This window comes from Nocardia sp. NPDC004260 (assembly GCF_053603155.1).
The window spans coordinates 23,282-40,085 of the sequence record NZ_JBSGEZ010000052.1 but is presented as its reverse complement, the minus strand read 5'-3'; the positions used below and the strand labels follow the sequence as shown (position 1 = coordinate 40,085).

At 67.5% G+C, this 16,804-nt stretch carries 15 protein-coding genes; 8 read left to right on the top strand and 7 right to left on the bottom strand.

The features are described 5' to 3' along the window. The first annotated feature begins 26 nt into the window (after window positions 1–26). A complete protein-coding gene (locus tag ACWEO7_RS26520) occupies window positions 27–407 on the top strand; it encodes a VOC family protein (protein WP_452427080.1) in 381 nt (126 codons plus the stop codon). A 28-nt stretch (window positions 408–435) separates the two neighbouring features. Here the strand turns inward: ACWEO7_RS26520 and ACWEO7_RS26515 are convergent, their stop codons facing one another. Together ACWEO7_RS26515 and ACWEO7_RS26510 are read right to left on the bottom strand one after the other, a co-directional pair. Further along, window positions 436–1,962: a flavin-containing monooxygenase gene (locus tag ACWEO7_RS26515; RefSeq protein ID WP_452427079.1), complete on the bottom strand. Its 1,527-nt coding sequence runs from the start codon at window positions 1,960–1,962 to the stop codon at window positions 436–438. A 580-nt stretch (window positions 1,963–2,542) separates the two neighbouring features. Further along, window positions 2,543–3,175 (bottom strand): TetR/AcrR family transcriptional regulator, encoded by a 633-nt coding sequence (locus tag ACWEO7_RS26510; RefSeq protein WP_452427077.1) that lies wholly within the window; start codon window positions 3,173–3,175, stop codon window positions 2,543–2,545. Window positions 3,176–3,271: 96 nt separating this feature from the next. On the opposite strand from ACWEO7_RS26510, the gene ACWEO7_RS26505 reads away from it, so the two are divergent. Genes ACWEO7_RS26505 through ACWEO7_RS26480 form a run of 6 tightly spaced genes read left to right on the top strand, consistent with a single transcriptional unit; the run spans window position 3,272 to window position 9,442 of the window. Beyond that, entirely contained in the window at window positions 3,272–4,165 is an 894-nt protein-coding gene (locus ACWEO7_RS26505) for a metal-dependent hydrolase (RefSeq protein WP_452427075.1), read from the top strand. After that, window positions 4,162–5,214 (top strand): PDR/VanB family oxidoreductase, encoded by a 1,053-nt coding sequence (locus ACWEO7_RS26500; protein ID WP_452427074.1) that lies wholly within the window; start codon window positions 4,162–4,164, stop codon window positions 5,212–5,214. The genes ACWEO7_RS26505 and ACWEO7_RS26500 overlap by 4 nt, the downstream gene beginning before the upstream one ends. A gap of 59 nt (window positions 5,215–5,273) precedes the next feature. Beyond that, window positions 5,274–6,776: an aldehyde dehydrogenase family protein gene (locus tag ACWEO7_RS26495; RefSeq protein WP_452427072.1), complete on the top strand. Its 1,503-nt coding sequence runs from the start codon at window positions 5,274–5,276 to the stop codon at window positions 6,774–6,776. After that, window positions 6,773–8,239, top strand: a complete 1,467-nt coding sequence (locus tag ACWEO7_RS26490; RefSeq protein WP_452427070.1) for a flavin-containing monooxygenase — start codon at window positions 6,773–6,775, stop codon at window positions 8,237–8,239. Before ACWEO7_RS26495 ends, ACWEO7_RS26490 begins: the two co-directional genes overlap by 4 nt. Next, entirely contained in the window at window positions 8,236–9,213 is a 978-nt protein-coding gene (locus tag ACWEO7_RS26485) for a short-chain dehydrogenase/reductase (protein WP_452427068.1), read from the top strand. The genes ACWEO7_RS26490 and ACWEO7_RS26485 overlap by 4 nt, the downstream gene beginning before the upstream one ends. A gap of 55 nt (window positions 9,214–9,268) precedes the next feature. After that, window positions 9,269–9,442 (top strand): hypothetical protein, encoded by a 174-nt coding sequence (locus ACWEO7_RS26480; RefSeq protein WP_452427066.1) that lies wholly within the window; start codon window positions 9,269–9,271, stop codon window positions 9,440–9,442. Between the two features lie 16 nt (window positions 9,443–9,458). Here ACWEO7_RS26480 and ACWEO7_RS26475 read toward each other — a convergent pair whose 3' ends face one another. The 5 genes from ACWEO7_RS26475 to ACWEO7_RS26455 form a co-directional block, all read right to left on the bottom strand. Then, window positions 9,459–10,031 carry a GNAT family N-acetyltransferase gene (locus tag ACWEO7_RS26475; protein WP_452427064.1) on the bottom strand — a complete coding sequence of 191 codons (573 nt, stop codon included), beginning with the start codon at window positions 10,029–10,031 and terminating at the stop codon, window positions 9,459–9,461. A gap of 84 nt (window positions 10,032–10,115) precedes the next feature. After that, window positions 10,116–10,409, bottom strand: a complete 294-nt coding sequence (locus ACWEO7_RS26470) for a hypothetical protein (protein WP_452427062.1) — start codon at window positions 10,407–10,409, stop codon at window positions 10,116–10,118. A gap of 113 nt (window positions 10,410–10,522) precedes the next feature. Then, on the bottom strand, window positions 10,523–11,953 hold the full coding sequence (locus ACWEO7_RS26465) for a phytoene desaturase family protein (protein ID WP_452427060.1): 1,431 nt from the start codon (window positions 11,951–11,953) through the stop codon (window positions 10,523–10,525). Between the two features lie 28 nt (window positions 11,954–11,981). Next, window positions 11,982–13,802 (bottom strand): DUF3556 domain-containing protein, encoded by a 1,821-nt coding sequence (locus tag ACWEO7_RS26460; RefSeq protein ID WP_452427058.1) that lies wholly within the window; start codon window positions 13,800–13,802, stop codon window positions 11,982–11,984. Between the two features lie 100 nt (window positions 13,803–13,902). Continuing rightward, on the bottom strand, window positions 13,903–15,372 hold the full coding sequence (locus ACWEO7_RS26455) for a class I adenylate-forming enzyme family protein (protein ID WP_452427056.1): 1,470 nt from the start codon (window positions 15,370–15,372) through the stop codon (window positions 13,903–13,905). Window positions 15,373–15,542: 170 nt separating this feature from the next. Between ACWEO7_RS26455 and ACWEO7_RS26450 the strand changes: the two genes are divergently transcribed. Next, the gene (locus ACWEO7_RS26450; protein ID WP_452427055.1) at window positions 15,543–16,769 is read left to right on the top strand and encodes a PucR family transcriptional regulator; all 1,227 of its coding nucleotides are present in this window, start codon (window positions 15,543–15,545) and stop codon (window positions 16,767–16,769) included. The last annotated feature ends 35 nt before the right edge of the window (window positions 16,770–16,804 follow it).

Sequence of the window (16,804 nt, the reverse complement as noted above, 5' to 3'; positions counted from 1 at the left end):
GCACCACGCACTGTTAGGACCCACCCATGACGATCCAACGGATCGGCCCCGCCTACCCCACCGACGACCTGCCCGCCACGGTGGCACTGCTGGCCGCCGTCCTCGCGACCGAACCCACCGTCGTCGACGGCGACCGCTGGGCCCAGTTCGACAGCGATGGCGTCCGCGTGATGCTCGCGGGCACCGACCGCGACGACGACAGCCCGTTCCTCGCGATCAAGGTGGACGACCTGGATGCCGCGTTGAACCGGCTGCGCGCCGGAGGTTTCGAAGCCGCGCAGCCGGTCATCGGACCGCACGAACGCCGCGCCGTGATACGGCCGACGCCCGGCTCCGCCTGGCACATCGCCCTCTATGAACCGATCTCGGGTGCGAATTCGGCCCAGCGACCGGAAACATCCGAGTAGCAACGAAATACGGCTCGGCCGGGCATTGTCACTCGGAGTGGATTCCGGCGGCCGGTTCCGATGCGGCCGGATCTGCCGGGTTCGCCGGATCGGGGGGAACCGCACGGAACGATTCGGACGGCGGTCGCCGTAATGCGCGATCGAAGGCACGCGCCGAGGCGGGCCACGGGTTGGTGACGCGCCCGCTGGCGTGTTTGTACCAGCAGTTCGGTCTCATCGCGGGCCACACCGTCTTGGTGACCGCTTGCTCGAGCCACTGCTGATGTGCCCGCATCGCGGTTTCCCTGACCTCGATGGCGGACGCGCCGATCCGGTCACGCCAGTGCAGGCAACGGACGATGTAGTCCACCTGACACTCCTTCATTCCCGGATTGCTGCCCGCGGGGTTGAAACTGTTCGGCCCGGCGATCAGGAAGGCATTCGGATAGCCGGGAACCGCCATGCCCAGTAGCGCGGTCGCTCCGGAACGCCACTGGTCGTGCAGCACCACGCCCCCGCGTCCACGCACGGTGATCGGGACCAGGAACTCCGGAGCACGGAAACCGGTGGCGTAGATGATCACATCCGCGGCATGGTGTGCACCATCGGCGGTGCGCAGTCCGTCGCGGGTGATCCGGGCGATCGGGGCGGTGATCAGCTCGACGTTCTCGCGGGCCAAGGCCGAATAGTAGTGGCTGTCGAAGATGATGCGCTTGCCCCCGATCGGATAGTCGGGGGTGAGTTTCGCCCGCAGCCGCGGGTCCGCGATCCGGCTGTGCAGGTACCGCCGGGCAGCCCATTCGGCGGGCCGCGCCGACCAACCTCGGCGCATGATCGGCGCGAGCACGGCATCGGAGCCGTAGTACAGGACTCGGCGAAAGAGATGGTGAGCGCCGGGCAGCCGCAGCGCCGTTCGAGCGAGCGGCCCGAAGTCGGCGGGTGGTTTGGGCAGTACCCAGTGCGGTGTGCGCTGGAAGACGCGGACCCGCCGGGCTTTCCTGGCCAGTGTCGGCAACATCTGTGCCGCGCTGGAGCCGGTGCCGATCACCGCCACGTCCCTGCCGCGCAGGTCCTGGTCGTGGTCCCAGCGCGCGGAATGGAACGACGGTCCGGCGAAATCCGACCGGCCCGCGAGATCGGGAATGCTCGGCCGGTGCAGCTGGCCCACGGCGAAGATCACCACCTCGGCGACCGCACGCCGCCCGTCGGACGTGGTCAGTTCCCACCCGCCCTCGGTTTCCAGATACCTGGCTTCCCTGATCTCGGTGCCCAATCGCAGATGCGGAACCAAACCGTGGTCGGCGGCGACCCGGCGCAGATACTCCAGGATCTCCGCCTGGCGCGGATATCGGATGCGCCGACTTCGGTAGGGCGCGAACGAGAACGAATACAAGTGGGACGGCACATCACAGGAGCAGCCCGGATAGGTGTTGTCTCGCCAAACCCCGCCGACATCGCCGCCCCGCTCGAAGATCACGAAATCCGTGATCCCGGCTCGCCGCAATCCGACTCCCATCCCGATGCCGCCGAAACCCGCTCCGACGACAGCCACCTTGTAGGTCATCGCGATCGCCACCCCTCCTCCTTCATCATCACACAGTCAACATGCAGCTACCCTCATCTCTTCGTTGGCTGAAGGCTTCTGGATGGAAAGACATCCAGCGGTTGACTGCTGGGATCCATATGCCAGAAGTACGGGGCCACAGTGAAACACCGCGCATCACATGATCAACGGGACGATGTTCGACGATCCGCTGACGGCCGCGGGCACCCCTCACCACGCGGTCATTCGAGATCGATCGCCCGTCAAATAGCACACTCTCCGCTATTAGCCGGGCCTTGTCGCCGGTACGGCCGAGCGTCCCGTCGCGACGAGAGCGCGGCAGATGCCGAGGACCGTTTCGCCGAACGCGCCGGATTCGACGTGGCGCTGCTCAACGGCACATCCGGGATCGCTAAGTGAACAAAGGCGTCTTCTGATGAATTGCGGCGCAGCGGTTTTCCGTTCCTTCCTCCGCGCCTGCGCCGGATACTCTCCCGGCTCCGGGCACACCCTACAAGCAGGCGAATGCGGTTGCCGCGGTACCACCGAGCGTTCGCCCGTTGGACATCCGCGCGCGGCATTCCACGGAGCGACCGGCCCGGTGCGTCCGGCGTCAGCTGGGCGCGACGTTCGGTCCGGCCACCACCGGTACCAGGTATGTGCGCGCGAAATCGTCGAGTTGCCCGTCGGTCCGGAGTTCGGTGAGTCCGTGCGGCGCGAGGATCAGCGAGTGGACGATCCGGCACACGATTTCCGCACGAGTAGTCAGATCCGTTGCGGGCGGCAGAATTCCCCGTTCGACAGCACGCTCGAGCGCGGTGACCGTCGCGTGGACGGACATCGCGAACGGGACCGCGCCATCGACGGTGAGTTTCAGGACAACGCGCGCCGGTTCCAGCGCCAGCATGCGGTCCACCAGCGGATTCGTGCGCCAGCGGGTGATCACGGTGACGAAGATGTCGGCGACCAGATCGCCGAGCTCGTCGTGCCGGTCGGCGATCTCGGTGATCTCGGAGAGCACCGCGGCCACCTCCCGGCTGATCACGGCTTGCACCAAATCGTCGCGGCCACCGACATGGCGATAGACCGTCACCCGGTCGACGCCCGCCTTCCGCGCCACTTCCTCGATCGTCGTCTTCTTGACGCCGACCTGCTCGAAGAGGACCAGAGCCGCGTCCAAGATCCGGGTGACGAGGGTACCGGCGACATTCTCGCTGCTCGCAGTGGCCTTCGACGCGGTGGGCATGGGCCAACGCTAGCAAAACGAATCCATCGTGCAACATTCAGCCCGAGTTGTTGCTGCAACATTGCAATGAGATTTGTTGTTCTGTACGGTCGGGTCATGGCTGAGCAGGCAGGCGCGACGCAGCGCCGGTATCGCGACGAAGCGCATGCCATCCATGCGCGCGACGTCCATTTCGATTTCGACTCCGTGCCCATGCACTACGTGCCGGGCGAGGCCTTGGCCACCCACATCGTCAATGTGATGCACCTGGTGCTGCCCGAAGGGGAACGAGCCATGGCGCAGGCGCTGGCCGAAGCCCTGCCGCACATCGACGACGAACGATTGCGGGAGGAGGTGACGGGGTTCATCGGGCAGGAGACCATGCACGCGAACAGTCACGAAGCCGCGCGCGCCCACCTGCGATCGATCGGCTTGGACGTCGATTCCTACGTCGGCAAAGTCGCCTGGCTGGTCGATCGCATCCTCGGTGACCACGGCTTGACCGGCCGGGCGCGGGAGGAGTGGCTCAAGGAACGGCTGGGTCTGTTCGCGGGCATGGAGCACTACACAGCGGTACTCGGGGAATGGCTGCTCAACGCGGACATCCTCGAGGAGAAGGGCATGCATCCGGCGATGCTGGACCTGGTCCGGTGGCACGGCGCCGAAGAGGTGGAGCACCGCAGCGTCGTCTACGACGCTTTCATGCATATCGACGGCAGCTACGCACGGAAAGCCCGCACGGCGATCCTGGCCAGCGCGACGTTGCTGCCGCTGTTCATCGTCTCCACCGCCTATCTCTACCGGAAGGATCCGTCGCCGCAGAAGGGCCGGTTCTGGGGCCTGCAGTTCTGGAGCGCGACCCGGCGGGGCGTCATCCCGAAGTGGACGGTCTTCGTCACCGAGATGCCGCGGTACCTGCGGCCGGGTTTCCATCCGTCCCAGCTGGGTCCGATGGACAAGGCCCTGCGCTATCTGGCGCACTCGTCTGCCGCGCGGGCGGCGCACCGATGAACGGATCACCCGCCCTGGCCGAGCGCTCGGCGCCCGGGGGACTGCGCCTGATCGGCGATGTCATGGACATCTATCGGAAGGTGTTCGTCACCGGACGCACCGCCGCACTCCTGTCCCGCCCGAACACGGTGCGCCGCACGGGCTTCGATACGGACGTCACGATCGCCGGGATCGAACGCGAAGCCGCCGACGTGGTGAGCCTGACACTGCGCGCGGCCGATGGCAGTCCGCTGCCCACGTGGCGGCCGGGCGCGCACGTGGATGTCTTCTTGCCCTCGGGACGGCAGCGCCAGTACTCGCTGTGCGGCGACCCGAACGACCGGTTCCGGTATCGCATCGCGGTGCGGCTCATTCCCGACGGGGGCGGCGGATCGCGCGAGATCCATCATTCGCTGCGAGTCGGCGACCATCTGCGCATTCGCGGGCCGCGCAACGCGTTCACCTTCGTCGAGGCGCCGTCGTATCTGTTCCTGGCCGGTGGCATCGGCATCACCCCGATCATCCCGATGGTCGAGGCCGCGGGCGCGCGTGGGCGACTGGTGTACGTCGGCCGCTCACGCGAGACCATGCCGTTCCTGGCCGACCTGCCCGGCGCCGACGTCAGGCCGGACGACGAATTCGGCCCTCCGCATGTCGCCGCACTGCTGGCGCGCGCAGAACCCGGTGCGGCGGTGTACGTGTGCGGGCCGCCGCCGATGCTCGAGGCGGCGCAGCGGTGCCTGTTCGAACTCAACCCGGCGGCCTCGCTGCACACCGAACGGTTCTCCGCGCTCCCGGTCGTCGACGGCGCGGAATTCGACCTCACTCTGGCGCGCACGGGGACCACCGTCCGGGTCGCGGCCGACGAAACGGCGCTCACCGCGATTCACCGCGCACTGCCGGAAACTCCTTACTCCTGCCGCCAGGGTTTCTGCGGCACCTGCAAAGTCGCGGTCGTCTCCGGCGCCGTGGACCACCGGGATCGTGTGCTCACCGCGGCCGAACGCGAGAACCAGATGCTGGCCTGCGTGTCCCGCGCCGCGGGCGAACACCTCGTCGTCGACCTCTGAGACCGCCATACGAAAGGGACAGCGTTGTCTATGCGTTGCCGATCGAGGGAGACGACCCGATGAGCGTCTCCACAAACAACCACGCACCGTCGGTCGTGTCGACCTTCGACGTGCACGATCCGGCCACCGGCGAGGTGGTCGGAACCTACCCGGTCCACGACCGCCACGCCGTGGACACCGCCGTCGCCGCCGCCTACGAGGCCGCGGCCTGGTGGCGCGATCTGGGCTTCGCCGGACGCGCTCGGCATCTGGACGCCTGGCGCGCCGAGATCGCCACCGGCCGTGACGAACTGGCCCAGATCATCCACCGGGAAATGGGCAAGCCGGTCTCTGACGCCAAACTCGAGATCGCGATGGCCCTCGAACACCTGCGATGGGCGGCCCGCAACGCCGGGAAAGTGCTCGGCCGTCGCTCCGTGCCGTCGAGCATGCTGACGCTCAACCACGCGGCCACGGTCGAATACCTTCCCCTCGGCGTGGTCGGGGTGATCGGACCGTGGAACTACCCGGTCTTCACTCCGCTCGGCTCCATCTCCTTCGCGCTGGCCGCCGGGAACGCGGTGGTGTTCAAACCCAGCGAGTACACCCCCGGCGTCGGGCTGTGGCTCGCGGAGGCGTTCGCACGCACCATGCCCGCCGAGCCGGTGCTGCAAGTGATCACCGGGCTCGGCGACACCGGAAACGCTCTGTGCCGCAGCGGCGTCGGCAAAATCGGGTTCACCGGATCCACGGCCACCGGCAAACTCGTCCTCGCGGCGTGCGCGGAGAACCTCACGCCGGTGCTGATGGAGTGCGGCGGCAAGGACGCGTTGATCGTCGACGTCGATGCCGACCTCTCCGCCGCCGCCGACGCGGCGGTGTGGGGCGGGTTGTCCAACGCGGGGCAGACCTGTCTGGCGGTGGAGCGCGTCTACGTCCACGCCGACGTCTACGACGACTTCCTCGACGAGCTGGTTGCGGCGGCGGGACAGATCGACGCCGGGAGGGCGGATTCGAAGATCGGCCCGATCACCATGCCGAAGCAACTGTCGATCATTCGCCGCCACATCGAGGACGCCGTCGCACGTGGCGCCCGGGCGGTGCTCGGCGGCCCGGATGCCATCGATCGCCAGTTCGTCCAGCCGACCATCCTCGTCGACGTCCCCGAGGACGCGCCCGCGGTGACGGAGGAGACCTTCGGTCCCACCCTGACGGTCACCAAGGTCAGGGACATGGACGAGGCCGTCGAGTTGGTCAACCGCTGCGCCTACGGGCTGGGCGGCACCGTGTTCGCCCGCCGCAACGGGCGCGACATCGCCGACCGCATCCGGGCGGGCGGCACCTCCATCAACGCGTTCGTCGCGCACGCCACCATCCCCGCGCTGCCGCTCGGCGGCGTCGGCGCCTCCGGATTCGGCCGCGTGCACGGGCCGGACGGGCTGAAGGAATTCACCTACGCCAAAGCCACCACGCGCCAGCGTTTCCCGTCTCCATTGCCGCTCACCTCGTTCCGGCGCGACCACCGCGTGGACACGGTCGTCGACCTGCTCATCGCGGTCCTGCACGGAAGGAAGCGCCGGTGACCTCCGATCCGATCGAGCACACCCCTATCGCGATCGTCGGCGCGGGTCTGGGCGGCATCGGCCTGGCGATCAAACTGCGCGAGGCCGGATTCGACGATCTGGTGGTCCTCGAACGCGCCGACGACCTCGGCGGCACCTGGCGGGCCAACACCTATCCCGGTTGTGCCTGCGATGTGCCGTCCCACCTCTACAGCTATTCCTTCGCGCCCAATCCGGAGTGGTCGCGCACCTATGGGCGGCAGCGCGAAATCCTCGACTACATCCGCTCGGTGGCCATCGAGCACGACGTCGTCCGCCACATCCGGTTCGGTGCCGAACTGCTCGACGCCCGGTGGGACGAGCAAGGTTCGCTCTGGCGGATCGAGACCTCGCGCGGCACCCTGACCGCGGACTTCCTGCTCTCGGCCACCGGGCTCTTCGCGGAGGCGAAGTATCCCCGGCTGCCCGGCATCGATTCCTTCGCGGGCACGTCCTTCCATTCGCTGCACTGGAACCACGACCACGATCTCACCGGCGAGCGGGTCGCGGTGATCGGCACCGGCGCCTCGGCGGTGCAGTTCGTGCCGGAGATCCAGCCGAAGGTGGCCCAGCTGCTGCTGTTCCAGCGATCGGCCCCCTGGATCGTCCCGCGCATGGATCGCCGCACCCTCGAACTCGAGCGACGGCTGCTGCGCCGTATCCCGTTGGCGCAGCAGGCGATTCGCGGCGGGTTCTACGCGGCGATCGAGACCTTCGGGCTCATCTCGCTGGTCGATCAGCGCTTCCGGCACCCGTACGAAGCGCTGGGCCGACTGCAATTGCTGCGGCAGGTCCGCGACCGGGACCTGCGCAAAAAGCTCACCCCCGACTACGTCATCGGCTGCAAACGAGCGATCTTCTCCGACACCTACCTACCGGCACTCGACCAGCCGAACGTCGACGTGGTCACCCAGCCGATCGCCGAGATCCGGCCGCACTCGATTCTGCTGCGCGACGGCAGTGAGCACGCGGTGGATACCCTCATCTTCGGAACCGGTTTCACCTCGATTCCGACCGCCTACGAGCGCTACGTCGGGCGCGACGGGCGAACGCTGGCGCAGCTTTATCGGGAACGACCGCAAAGCTATCTCGGTGTCGCGCTGTCCGGGTTCCCCAATTTCTTCTGCACGCTCGGTCCGTTCGGCGCCGCCGGTAACCAGTCCGCGATCTACATGATCGAATCCCAGATCGCCTACATCGTCGACGCATTGCGCGACGCGCGCTCCCGCGGAACACGCCGGATCGAGGTGCGACCGGCAGCGCAGGCCGATTTCGTCGCGGAGATGGCTCGCCGTAGTTCGTCGACGGTATGGCTCACGGGCGGATGCCAGAGCTACTACCAGACGCCGGACGGGCTCAATGCCGGTCTCTACCCGAACTGGAGCTTCGAATACCGGCAGCGCACCAGCCGATTCGACACCGCTGCCTACGAGGTGATCCGATGATCGGCGACATGCTCCGGATCGCCAGGGGGCGGCGCGGGTATTCGGTCGCGGGCAAGGTCGTGCTGATCACCGGCGCGGGGCGCGGCATCGGCGGCGAACTGGCGGCGCTACTGCACCGCAAGCAGGCCTCGGTCGTGCTGGTGGATCTCGACCGGGACGCGGTCGACGCGGCAGCCGCCGCATTGGGCGACCGAACCCTCGCCATCGCCGCCGACGTCGCCGACCGCTCGGCGATGCGGGCGGTCATCGACCGGGCCGCCGACCATTTCGGACGCTTGGACGTGGTGGTGGCCAATGCGGGCGTGGTGCCCCGCCCGGCGACGGTGCGCACGCTCGACGGGCCGGACTTCGACCGGGTGATGGACATCAACCTCACCGGTGTGTTCAACACCGTGCGCCCGGCGCTCGACCACGTCGTCGCCGCCGAAGGTCATGTGGTCGTGGTGTCGTCGTGCGCGGCGTTCGCTCCCGGCATGGCGGGAGCCCCGTACATGATCAGCAAAGCCGCGGTCGAACAGCTGGGTCGGGCGTTGCGTGTGGAACTGGCGCCCTTCGGCGCTTCGGCGGGCATCGCCTATTTCGGCATCGTCGACACCCGGATGACGCACGACACTCTCGATCACGACGAACTCGGCCGTGAGCTGGACGACCTGCTGCCGTGGCCGTTGAACACGCGAATCTCGGCGGCGCAAGCGGCCGGAACCATCGCGGACGGCATCGAGCGTCGCGCCGCGCGCACCATCGCACCGGCAGGGTGGGAGCCCTACGCGCTGCTGCGCGGGGCGGTCAATGTCGTGCTCGACAGCGCACTCGCTCACGACAGCCGCGTGCACGACCTGTTGCGCAGGGTCGAAGCGCGCGCGACACCGTCGCCGTATGCCGGTCACGACGGCTCCAGGTCGCCCATCGCATCTCCACTCAGCACGGTCCGCCCGCAGCATGCGCCGTCCGACCCGAGGGAATCCCTCTCGTGAGCACGCCCCGCTTCGACACGCTCCCCGCCGCCTTCCAGCACAACGCGGCCGTGTCTTGCCCACCTTCTGGGAAGCGGGCGGCGACGAAGTCACCCTCACGATGAAACTCGAGCGCCGGGTGATCGCCGAGAAATACGCCACCGAAATCGCCGGGCTCTACGCACCCGACCTCGGCTCGGATGTCCACGAACCCGCCGGGCCCGTCGCCGCCTCGGTTGCCACCGGCTGAGCGAACCGGCGGTTGATCATCGCTCCTTGACCCAGCACATTCCACGGCCCGACTCCGCGGGCGCACGTTTTTCGCGTGGCTCGATCCGGTCCAGCCGGTAGCCGAGCCGCCGGGCTACCGCGGCACTGCGGACATTCGCCTCGTCACAGTGGATCTCCACACGATCGACGCCCGGCAGTGCCAATGCGATACGGGTCAAAGCAGCTGCGCTGCGAGTGATCACCCCCTGGCCGGAGTGCGCGGTGTGACACCAGTAGCCGATCTCCACGGCTCGCGAGCCGAGCCGATCGTGCAGACCGACCGCGCCGAGCACGCTGCCGTCGGCGGCGAAGATGCCGAAGTTGAAACTGCCTGCGGCGCTGGGCCAGCTCTCGTCCGTCTCCCGGCCGAAAGCGCGTTGACTCTCCAGTGTCGCCGGTTCGGCGAGCCAGTCCATCCAGGGGTGGATCTCGTCGAACGAGGCGTTGATCGCCTCGAGTCGCGGCAGCAGATCCTCCGGCTGCCATCGCCGTAACAGCAGGTCGTCCAGTGCGACCCGTTCCGGTGGCACGACGCCCGGTGCGAGGGCCGAGCACGGTTCGATGCTCATACCGATATCGTGGCCATCCGGCAGGTGACCGTGCAAAGCGTTTTCCGGCAGATCCCATCGCCAGCCGAGCGGGCCGCCGACGTTTCAGGCACCCCGGAGACGAACTTCGGTTTCCAGCTCGGCCGCGGTCTCGGTCAGCGCGGCGGCGTCCGGATCCTCTCCGATCCGGGCGGCCAGTTCGGCCCGCGACAGGATGAGCATTCCTTGCGGCTCGGACCCGAAGGCACCTTCGATTCTGATCTGCCCTTCCTCGAGGACCAGGTACGCGTCCGGTTGGCCGGTGGCCAGCAACCTGCGTAGATCATCCGCCGTGACTCGGCCGAAACGCTGTGCGCCGCTCGACGACGTGTCTGCTGCATTGGTGTTCTCCGCATCCATGGTGACCGATTGCCCGGGTGATCCCACGGGAAACCGGCTGGTCACCCCGGACCAGCCGGTGGTGTCGCCGCGGCAGCGTCAGGCGAAGGCGAGGATCGAGACGATGGCCACGCCTACGACAGCTCTTCTTGCCGCGCCTCTCGCCGGAGCGCCCGCTGCGCGGCATTCACGCCGCACATCCCGTGCGCCCCCGGGCCCGGCGGTGTGGCCGCGGAGCACAGGTAGTGACCCGGCACGCCTACGTCGTAGGGCTGCAGAGTCCTACGCGGACCGAACAGCAGCTGTGTGATGTCCTTCGCGCCGGTCATGATGTTGCCGCCCACATAGTTGGGGTTGTATTCGGCGAATTCCACCGCGCTGCGCACGCTGGTTCCGACTATGCGGTCGCGAAAACCGGGGGCGAAGCGTTCGATCTGGGCGGTGATCTCCGCCGTGGCGTCGCCGGGATAGCCGTGCGGGACATGGGCGTATGCCCAGATCGGATGGACGTCGCCCGCCGAACGTTGCGGATCGGCGAGATATTGCTGCCCCACCAGTACGAAAGGCCGTTCGGGCATGCGACCGCGATGGATCTCGCGTTCGGTGGCGGCGATCTCGGCGAACGTGCCGCCGAGGTGCACCGTCCCCGCCCGGCGCGCCGCCTCCGCCGTCCACGGCACGCCGCCGTGCACCGCGAAGTCGACTTTGCAGGCACCAGGGCCGTAACGAAACTTCTGGTACGACTTCCGGATTCGAGACGGCAGGCGGTCGCCGAGGATCTCCGCGACAGCGGTCGGCGCCAGGTCCCACATGGTCAATTCCGCCGGCGGCAGATCGGACACCGACCGCACCCGCACGCCCGTTTCGATCTTTCCGCCGAGGTCGCCGAGGGCCGCCGCCATGGCGTCGGTGATCCGTTGCGATCCACCCGCGGCGACCGCCCAACCGTAGGCGTGGCCCGCGGTGAGGATGCCCAGGCCGATGCTCGCACTGAGCGGCCGATGCAGCGGATGAAAGGCATGCGCGGCGACGCCGCCGAACAACCCCCTCGCCTGCTCGGTGCGGAACAGTCCGGCGAGCAGCGTGGCCGGGACCACAGCAGGAATCCCGAACCGCGCCAGCCGCATCGGGTGGCGCGGCACGCGCAGCAGTGGCCGCATGATGTCGGGGCTCATCCGGTCGTAGCCCGCCGACGTCCGCTCGAACAGCAGTCGCCACACTCGGCCGTCACCGCCGAGCCCGGCCGCGGTCTCCGCGACCGAGCGCAGCAGCACGCCCGCGGTGCCGTCATCGAGCGGATGGGCACAGTCGATCTCCGGCCACGCCCAGGTCAATCCGTAGCGCTCCAGGTCGAGACCGCGCAGGAATGGAGAGCCGACGGCCATCGGGTGGATGGCCGAGCAGTGGTCGTGCAGCAGACCGGGCACGATCGCCTCACCGGTGCGAGTGCCGCCCCCGATCTCGTCGGCGGCCTCCAGCACGGTGACGTCCCAACCGGCTCGGGCCAAGGTGATGGCCGCGGCCAAACCGTTGGGGCCGCCGCCGACCACGACTGCGCTGCTCATGTCGCCCTCCGTCCCTCGTGGCCGACCGTCAGCCGACCGTCTGCGGCGCGAGCACCCGAGTCGATTCCTCCAGTGGCGTCGGCACGGTGTAGCCCGCGCGCCGCCACGTCACCTCGAGCGGGATCGGGCCGTCCGGCAGCCACGGCTGCGCCTCGACCGCGTCGCGCACTCGCCAGGTGCCGCGTTCGACGACGCCGAGCGCCGCGTCGATGACCTGATACTCCTGGACGCCGCGGTGGATCGGCTGCGATTCCACCCACACCACGATCCATTCTCCCGGAGCGAATCCCACTCGGGACTGCACGGCCTCGATCAGGTCCAGATTGTGCAGGTGACCATCGCCGAAGTTGAACCCGATCAGCGAGTTGCAGCCGAATTCCGCTTCCCGTACGGTCCAGCGATCGATGTCGGGAATGTGGGAGTACAGCAGGGAGAACAGGCCGCGGCCTTGGCTGTGCATCGAGCGCCACGCGATCGTCTGTTGCATGGTGATCTCCGCGACCTCGGGCGGGTAACCCATCGCACGCAGCTGGTCGATCTGGTTCACGGTGGGCCGGTGCGCGATGGTGTTCAGCTTCTCCTCCGCACCGGGCGCGAAGGCCCACAGGGCCGAGGCCCAGTTGCCCGCGTACTGGCGCATCGATGGCAGGAACGACACCAGATCGGGGCGCAGATTACCGAGGATCGGGAAGAACACCAGTGCCGCGACGATGGCCACGGCCAGCCACGGCGAGGAGATGTCGCCCAGACCGTAGCCGCCCCCGTTGGGGAAGCCCAGGAACAGGAAGATGCTCAGGTAGGCGAACAGGACGTTCCACTCCAACGGCACCGCCAGCGGGAACGTCGAGGTGATGAATGCGTGGAAGACCACCATCAGCACCACTCCGGCCAGGGTCAGCCAGTGGTTGGTGGAGAACAGCAACACCAGCGGCGTGACGATCTCGACGGTCGTGCCTCCGACATGGGCCATGAACGAGGCGACCTTCGACGGCCGGATGTCCCTGGGGAAGTCACGGTAGTGCAGCCGCTTGATCCACTTCGCGGGCACGCCCGGGCTGTTGGAGATCATCGGCGGTACCACGTTGGTGAAGTGCTGCCCGAACTTGGACACGCCCGCTCCGATCCAGACCGCGCAGATCAGCAACTTGGCGGCGATGATCATGTCGACGAACGGCAGCACCGCGAAGAACACCAGTGCGGGCAGGTACTGCTCGCCGCGCGCGGTCAAGAAGATCGTCTTGTCCCGCAAGCCGCACAGTACGTACAGCACGATCGGAGCGACGAGCAGCGCGGGATTCACCAGGCCGGAGGTGTTGTCCGGCAGCGCCGCGCTGAGCGAGGCGCTCGGCACGCCCGGCAGCACGATCGCCGCCAGGAGCGTCCCGAGGAACGCCAGATACAGCAGCACATCTGCCAACGTGCGGGTGTCACCGCCGGTGAACGGCACCCGTCGCCACGGCCGCAGGCGAATCGAGCCGGGGCGGGCGTAGAACATGATTCCGCCGGTCATCGGCTTGAACTTGCCCGCGAGCGGCCCCCACGACCCGGCGATACCGAGCGCCTCGATCAAGACGGTCCACAGCACCAACTTCTGGTAGACGATCGGCTCGTTCCACCAGGCCGCGACATCCCAGAACGGGCCGACGCCGGAACTCCAGGTCGCCACGGCGACGCCGCCCAGCGCCGAGACCAGCAGAACCTTGAGCAGATAGATCGTGTGAATCATCCTCGGCGAGCCGAAACCGAATTCGACCCAATGCAGGGCCAAAGTTCTCATCCGCTCCCGCAACGGCTGATCGAGGAAAGTCGTCACGTCGACGGGCGGGAAATCCGCTGTTTTGAATCCCATTGTTCGGACCTTTCTTATCCGATGAATAAAGCGCATGCAAGGACCCGGCCGAATGCGGTTCGGATCATGAATTTTCCGCTCACCGCCGAGCGGACTGTTCCTATGCGGTGGTGGCGATCGCGTCGGCGACCAGCGCGCGGAGCTTTCGTTTGTCGATTTTGCCGACCGGATTCCGCGGCAGCGCTTCGGTGAGTTCGATCGACACCGGAACCTTCGCGCGGGCGAGACTTCTCCGGCAGTGCTCTACGAGATCCGCGGCATCGACCCGCGCGCCGGGCATCGTCACCACATGGGCGACCGGGACCTCGCCGAGGACCGGATCGGGCGCTCCCACCACCGCGGCTTCCAGAACGGCGGGATGGGCGTGCAGGACGTTCTCGATCTCCTTGGGATAGATGTTCTCGCCACCCCGGATGATCATGTCCTTGATCCGGTCGACCAGCACCAGGTATCCGTCCGGGTCGAAATAGCCGACGTCACCGGTATGCAGCCAGCCGTCGACCACCGTGTGCGCGGTCGCCTCGGGTCGGCCGAGATAGCCTCGCATCACGTTCGCACCCCGGATGACCACTTCCCCTCTCGTCCCGGCGGGCACGACCCGACCGTCGGCATCCATGATCGCCACGGTCTGCCCTGGCAGTGGCCGCCCGACCGTGCCCGGCTTCCGCGGTCCGCCGGGCGGATTCAGCGTCGACGCGCAGGTACCCTCGGACAGTCCGTAGCCTTCGACGATCGGAACACCGAAACGCGTTTCGAACCGCGCGATCAGTTCCGCGGGCATCGGCGCGGCTCCGCAGATCGCACGGCGCAACGACGACGTGTCCGGCGCCGAACTCTCCGGCTGTGCGACGAGCATCGCGTAGATCGCGGGAACGCCCGAAAAATAGGTCGGGCGAACACGTTCCACGATGCCGAAGAACGCCGAAGCCGAGAATCGGCCCGCGATGGTGGCCCGGCCACCGGCGAGCAGCGGCGACAGGACGCTGACCACGATCCCGTTGACGTGGAACAGCGGCAGGATCAGCAGGCTGTGGTCGGTGTCGTTCAATGCCAATGCCGCGAGCAGCATCTCGCACATGGCGGCGATATTGGCGTGGTCGAGCACCACGCCCTTCGGCTGCCCGGTGGTACCACTGGTGTAGATGATCAGCGCCGCGGCGCCGGGATCCACCGGCGCCGGTTCGGGCCCGGCGACCTCGGTGCCCAGCCCGGCCACCTCGGTCACATCCAGCGTCGCACCTCCGCGTCCACCTTCGGTCACGACCACCTTCGCCCGGCAGTCCTCGACCTGATAACGCACCTCCTCGATGGTCGAATCCGGCTTCACGGGGCTGACCGCGGCACCCAGCCGCCATGCCGCGAAAAGAATGACGACGAATTCGAGTCGATTCGACAGTACGACCGCGACGACGTCGCCTTCACGAACGCCATTCGCGTACAGGACGGCGGCGGCCGTACGTACCCTTTTCACGAAAGCCTGATTGTCGAGTTGCTCGCGGTCGTCCGCAATACAGGGGCCGGACGGATTCCATGTCGCCCTGACCTCCGGAATTTCTACAACGTGCTGCACTTATGTCCTCACCTACTTCGGGGTGACGGGGATTACAGTCCAAGTTAGATCGGGTGCGAGAACCCGGCTACGGGCCCGCATCCCAGAGTTTTCGGCGGGCTTTGTACCGATGGCACAAAAGAAAGCGGAATGCGTCGGAGCCGCCGCACCGGTTCCGGTACGGTCCCGGCATGAGCGTTGACGTGGACACGACCATCCGCGATGTCGCCGGACGCGTCAAAGCCGATCTGGACCGGCTGACCGCCGAGATGACCGCGATGTTCACCGAGGTGATCCCGCAATTCCGCCACGACGACGAAGTGCGGCGGCTGATGATCGCCAGCACCGCGTCCAACCTCACCGCGATCCTCGACATGCTCATGTTGAGCATCTCGCGCGACGACATCACCGTGCCGCCCGCCGCCGCCGAGTACGCTCGCCGGTTCGCCCAGCACGGGATGTCCCTGGAGGCCCTGCTGCGTGCCTACCGCCTCGGCGAACACATGTTCATGCAGCAGACCATCGCCGTACTCCGGCGCGCCGAGACACCCGCTGACCTCGCCCTGGCGACCACCAGCCGGGTCGCCGTGCTGGTCAACAGCTACATCGACCAGGTCATCGAAGGCGTCATCGACATCTACGAGAGCGAACGACGCCGCTGGGACGCGCGCTCGGACACCACCCGCGCGGCCCAGATCCGCGCGGTGCTCGACACCGAGAATCTCGACGTGGCCTCCGCGGAGGAGATGTTGTCCGCCTCGCTGCGGGGGTGGCATATGGCCGCCGTCCTCTGGGTTCGCGAACCCGTCGCGTCATCGATCGAGCTGTTGCGCGCCGGAACCTCGATACTCGCCACCGCGACCGGCAAGCACCCGCTGACGGTCCTGGTCGACGAGCAGAACTGCTGGGCGTGGATATCGTCGGTCGGCAAACCTGCACTGGATGCCGACCGGCTCGAGCGAGACCTGCGCCGCCACCCGGGAATTCGCGTCGCGATCGGCGATCCCGGCGCCGGACTGGCAGGCTTCCGGCAGACCTTCCGCGATGCCCAGCGCGCTCGTGGCCTCGCGTTGCTCGCCGATCCCGCTCGTCCGCTGACCGTGCACTCCCGGGTGGCGCTGGCGAGCCTGCTCATCGACCATCTGCCCGACACGAGAGCGTGGGTCCATCGGGTGCTCGGCGATCTCATGCGCGACGACGAGACCGCCGCTCGTCTGCGCGAGACGGTGCAGACGTATCTGGAGGCCCGCGGCAGCCTCACCGACGCCGCGGCGCGCATGCACGTCCACAAGAACACCGTCCACTACCGGATACGCAGGGCCGAAGAGGTGCTCGGTCATCCGTTGACGGTGAATCGGCTGGAGACCGAAGTCGCCCTGATGCTCTGCGAGCAACTCGGCCTCGGCCGCGTGAAGTGAGCCGGGCCGTCGAGTCACAACCGCTGCCGATGCGC

Bases quoted from the DNA above. Each gene is read 5' to 3' on its own strand.
- ACWEO7_RS26520 (WP_452427080.1), top strand. From the start codon at position 27: ATGACGATCCAACGGATCGGCCCCGCCTACCCCACCGACGACCTGCCC.
- ACWEO7_RS26510 (WP_452427077.1), bottom strand. From the start codon at position 3,175: ATGCCCACCGCGTCGAAGGCCACTGCGAGCAGCGAGAATGTCGCCGGT.
- ACWEO7_RS26505 (WP_452427075.1), top strand. From the start codon at position 3,272: ATGGCTGAGCAGGCAGGCGCGACGCAGCGCCGGTATCGCGACGAAGCG.
- ACWEO7_RS26500 (WP_452427074.1), top strand. From the start codon at position 4,162: ATGAACGGATCACCCGCCCTGGCCGAGCGCTCGGCGCCCGGGGGACTG.
- ACWEO7_RS26495 (WP_452427072.1), top strand. From the start codon at position 5,274: ATGAGCGTCTCCACAAACAACCACGCACCGTCGGTCGTGTCGACCTTC.
- ACWEO7_RS26485 (WP_452427068.1), top strand. From the start codon at position 8,236: ATGATCGGCGACATGCTCCGGATCGCCAGGGGGCGGCGCGGGTATTCG.
- ACWEO7_RS26475 (WP_452427064.1), bottom strand. From the start codon at position 10,031: ATGAGCATCGAACCGTGCTCGGCCCTCGCACCGGGCGTCGTGCCACCG.
- ACWEO7_RS26470 (WP_452427062.1), bottom strand. From the start codon at position 10,409: ATGGATGCGGAGAACACCAATGCAGCAGACACGTCGTCGAGCGGCGCA.
- ACWEO7_RS26465 (WP_452427060.1), bottom strand. From the start codon at position 11,953: ATGAGCAGCGCAGTCGTGGTCGGCGGCGGCCCCAACGGTTTGGCCGCG.
- ACWEO7_RS26460 (WP_452427058.1), bottom strand. From the start codon at position 13,802: ATGGGATTCAAAACAGCGGATTTCCCGCCCGTCGACGTGACGACTTTC.
- ACWEO7_RS26450 (WP_452427055.1), top strand. From the start codon at position 15,543: ATGAGCGTTGACGTGGACACGACCATCCGCGATGTCGCCGGACGCGTC.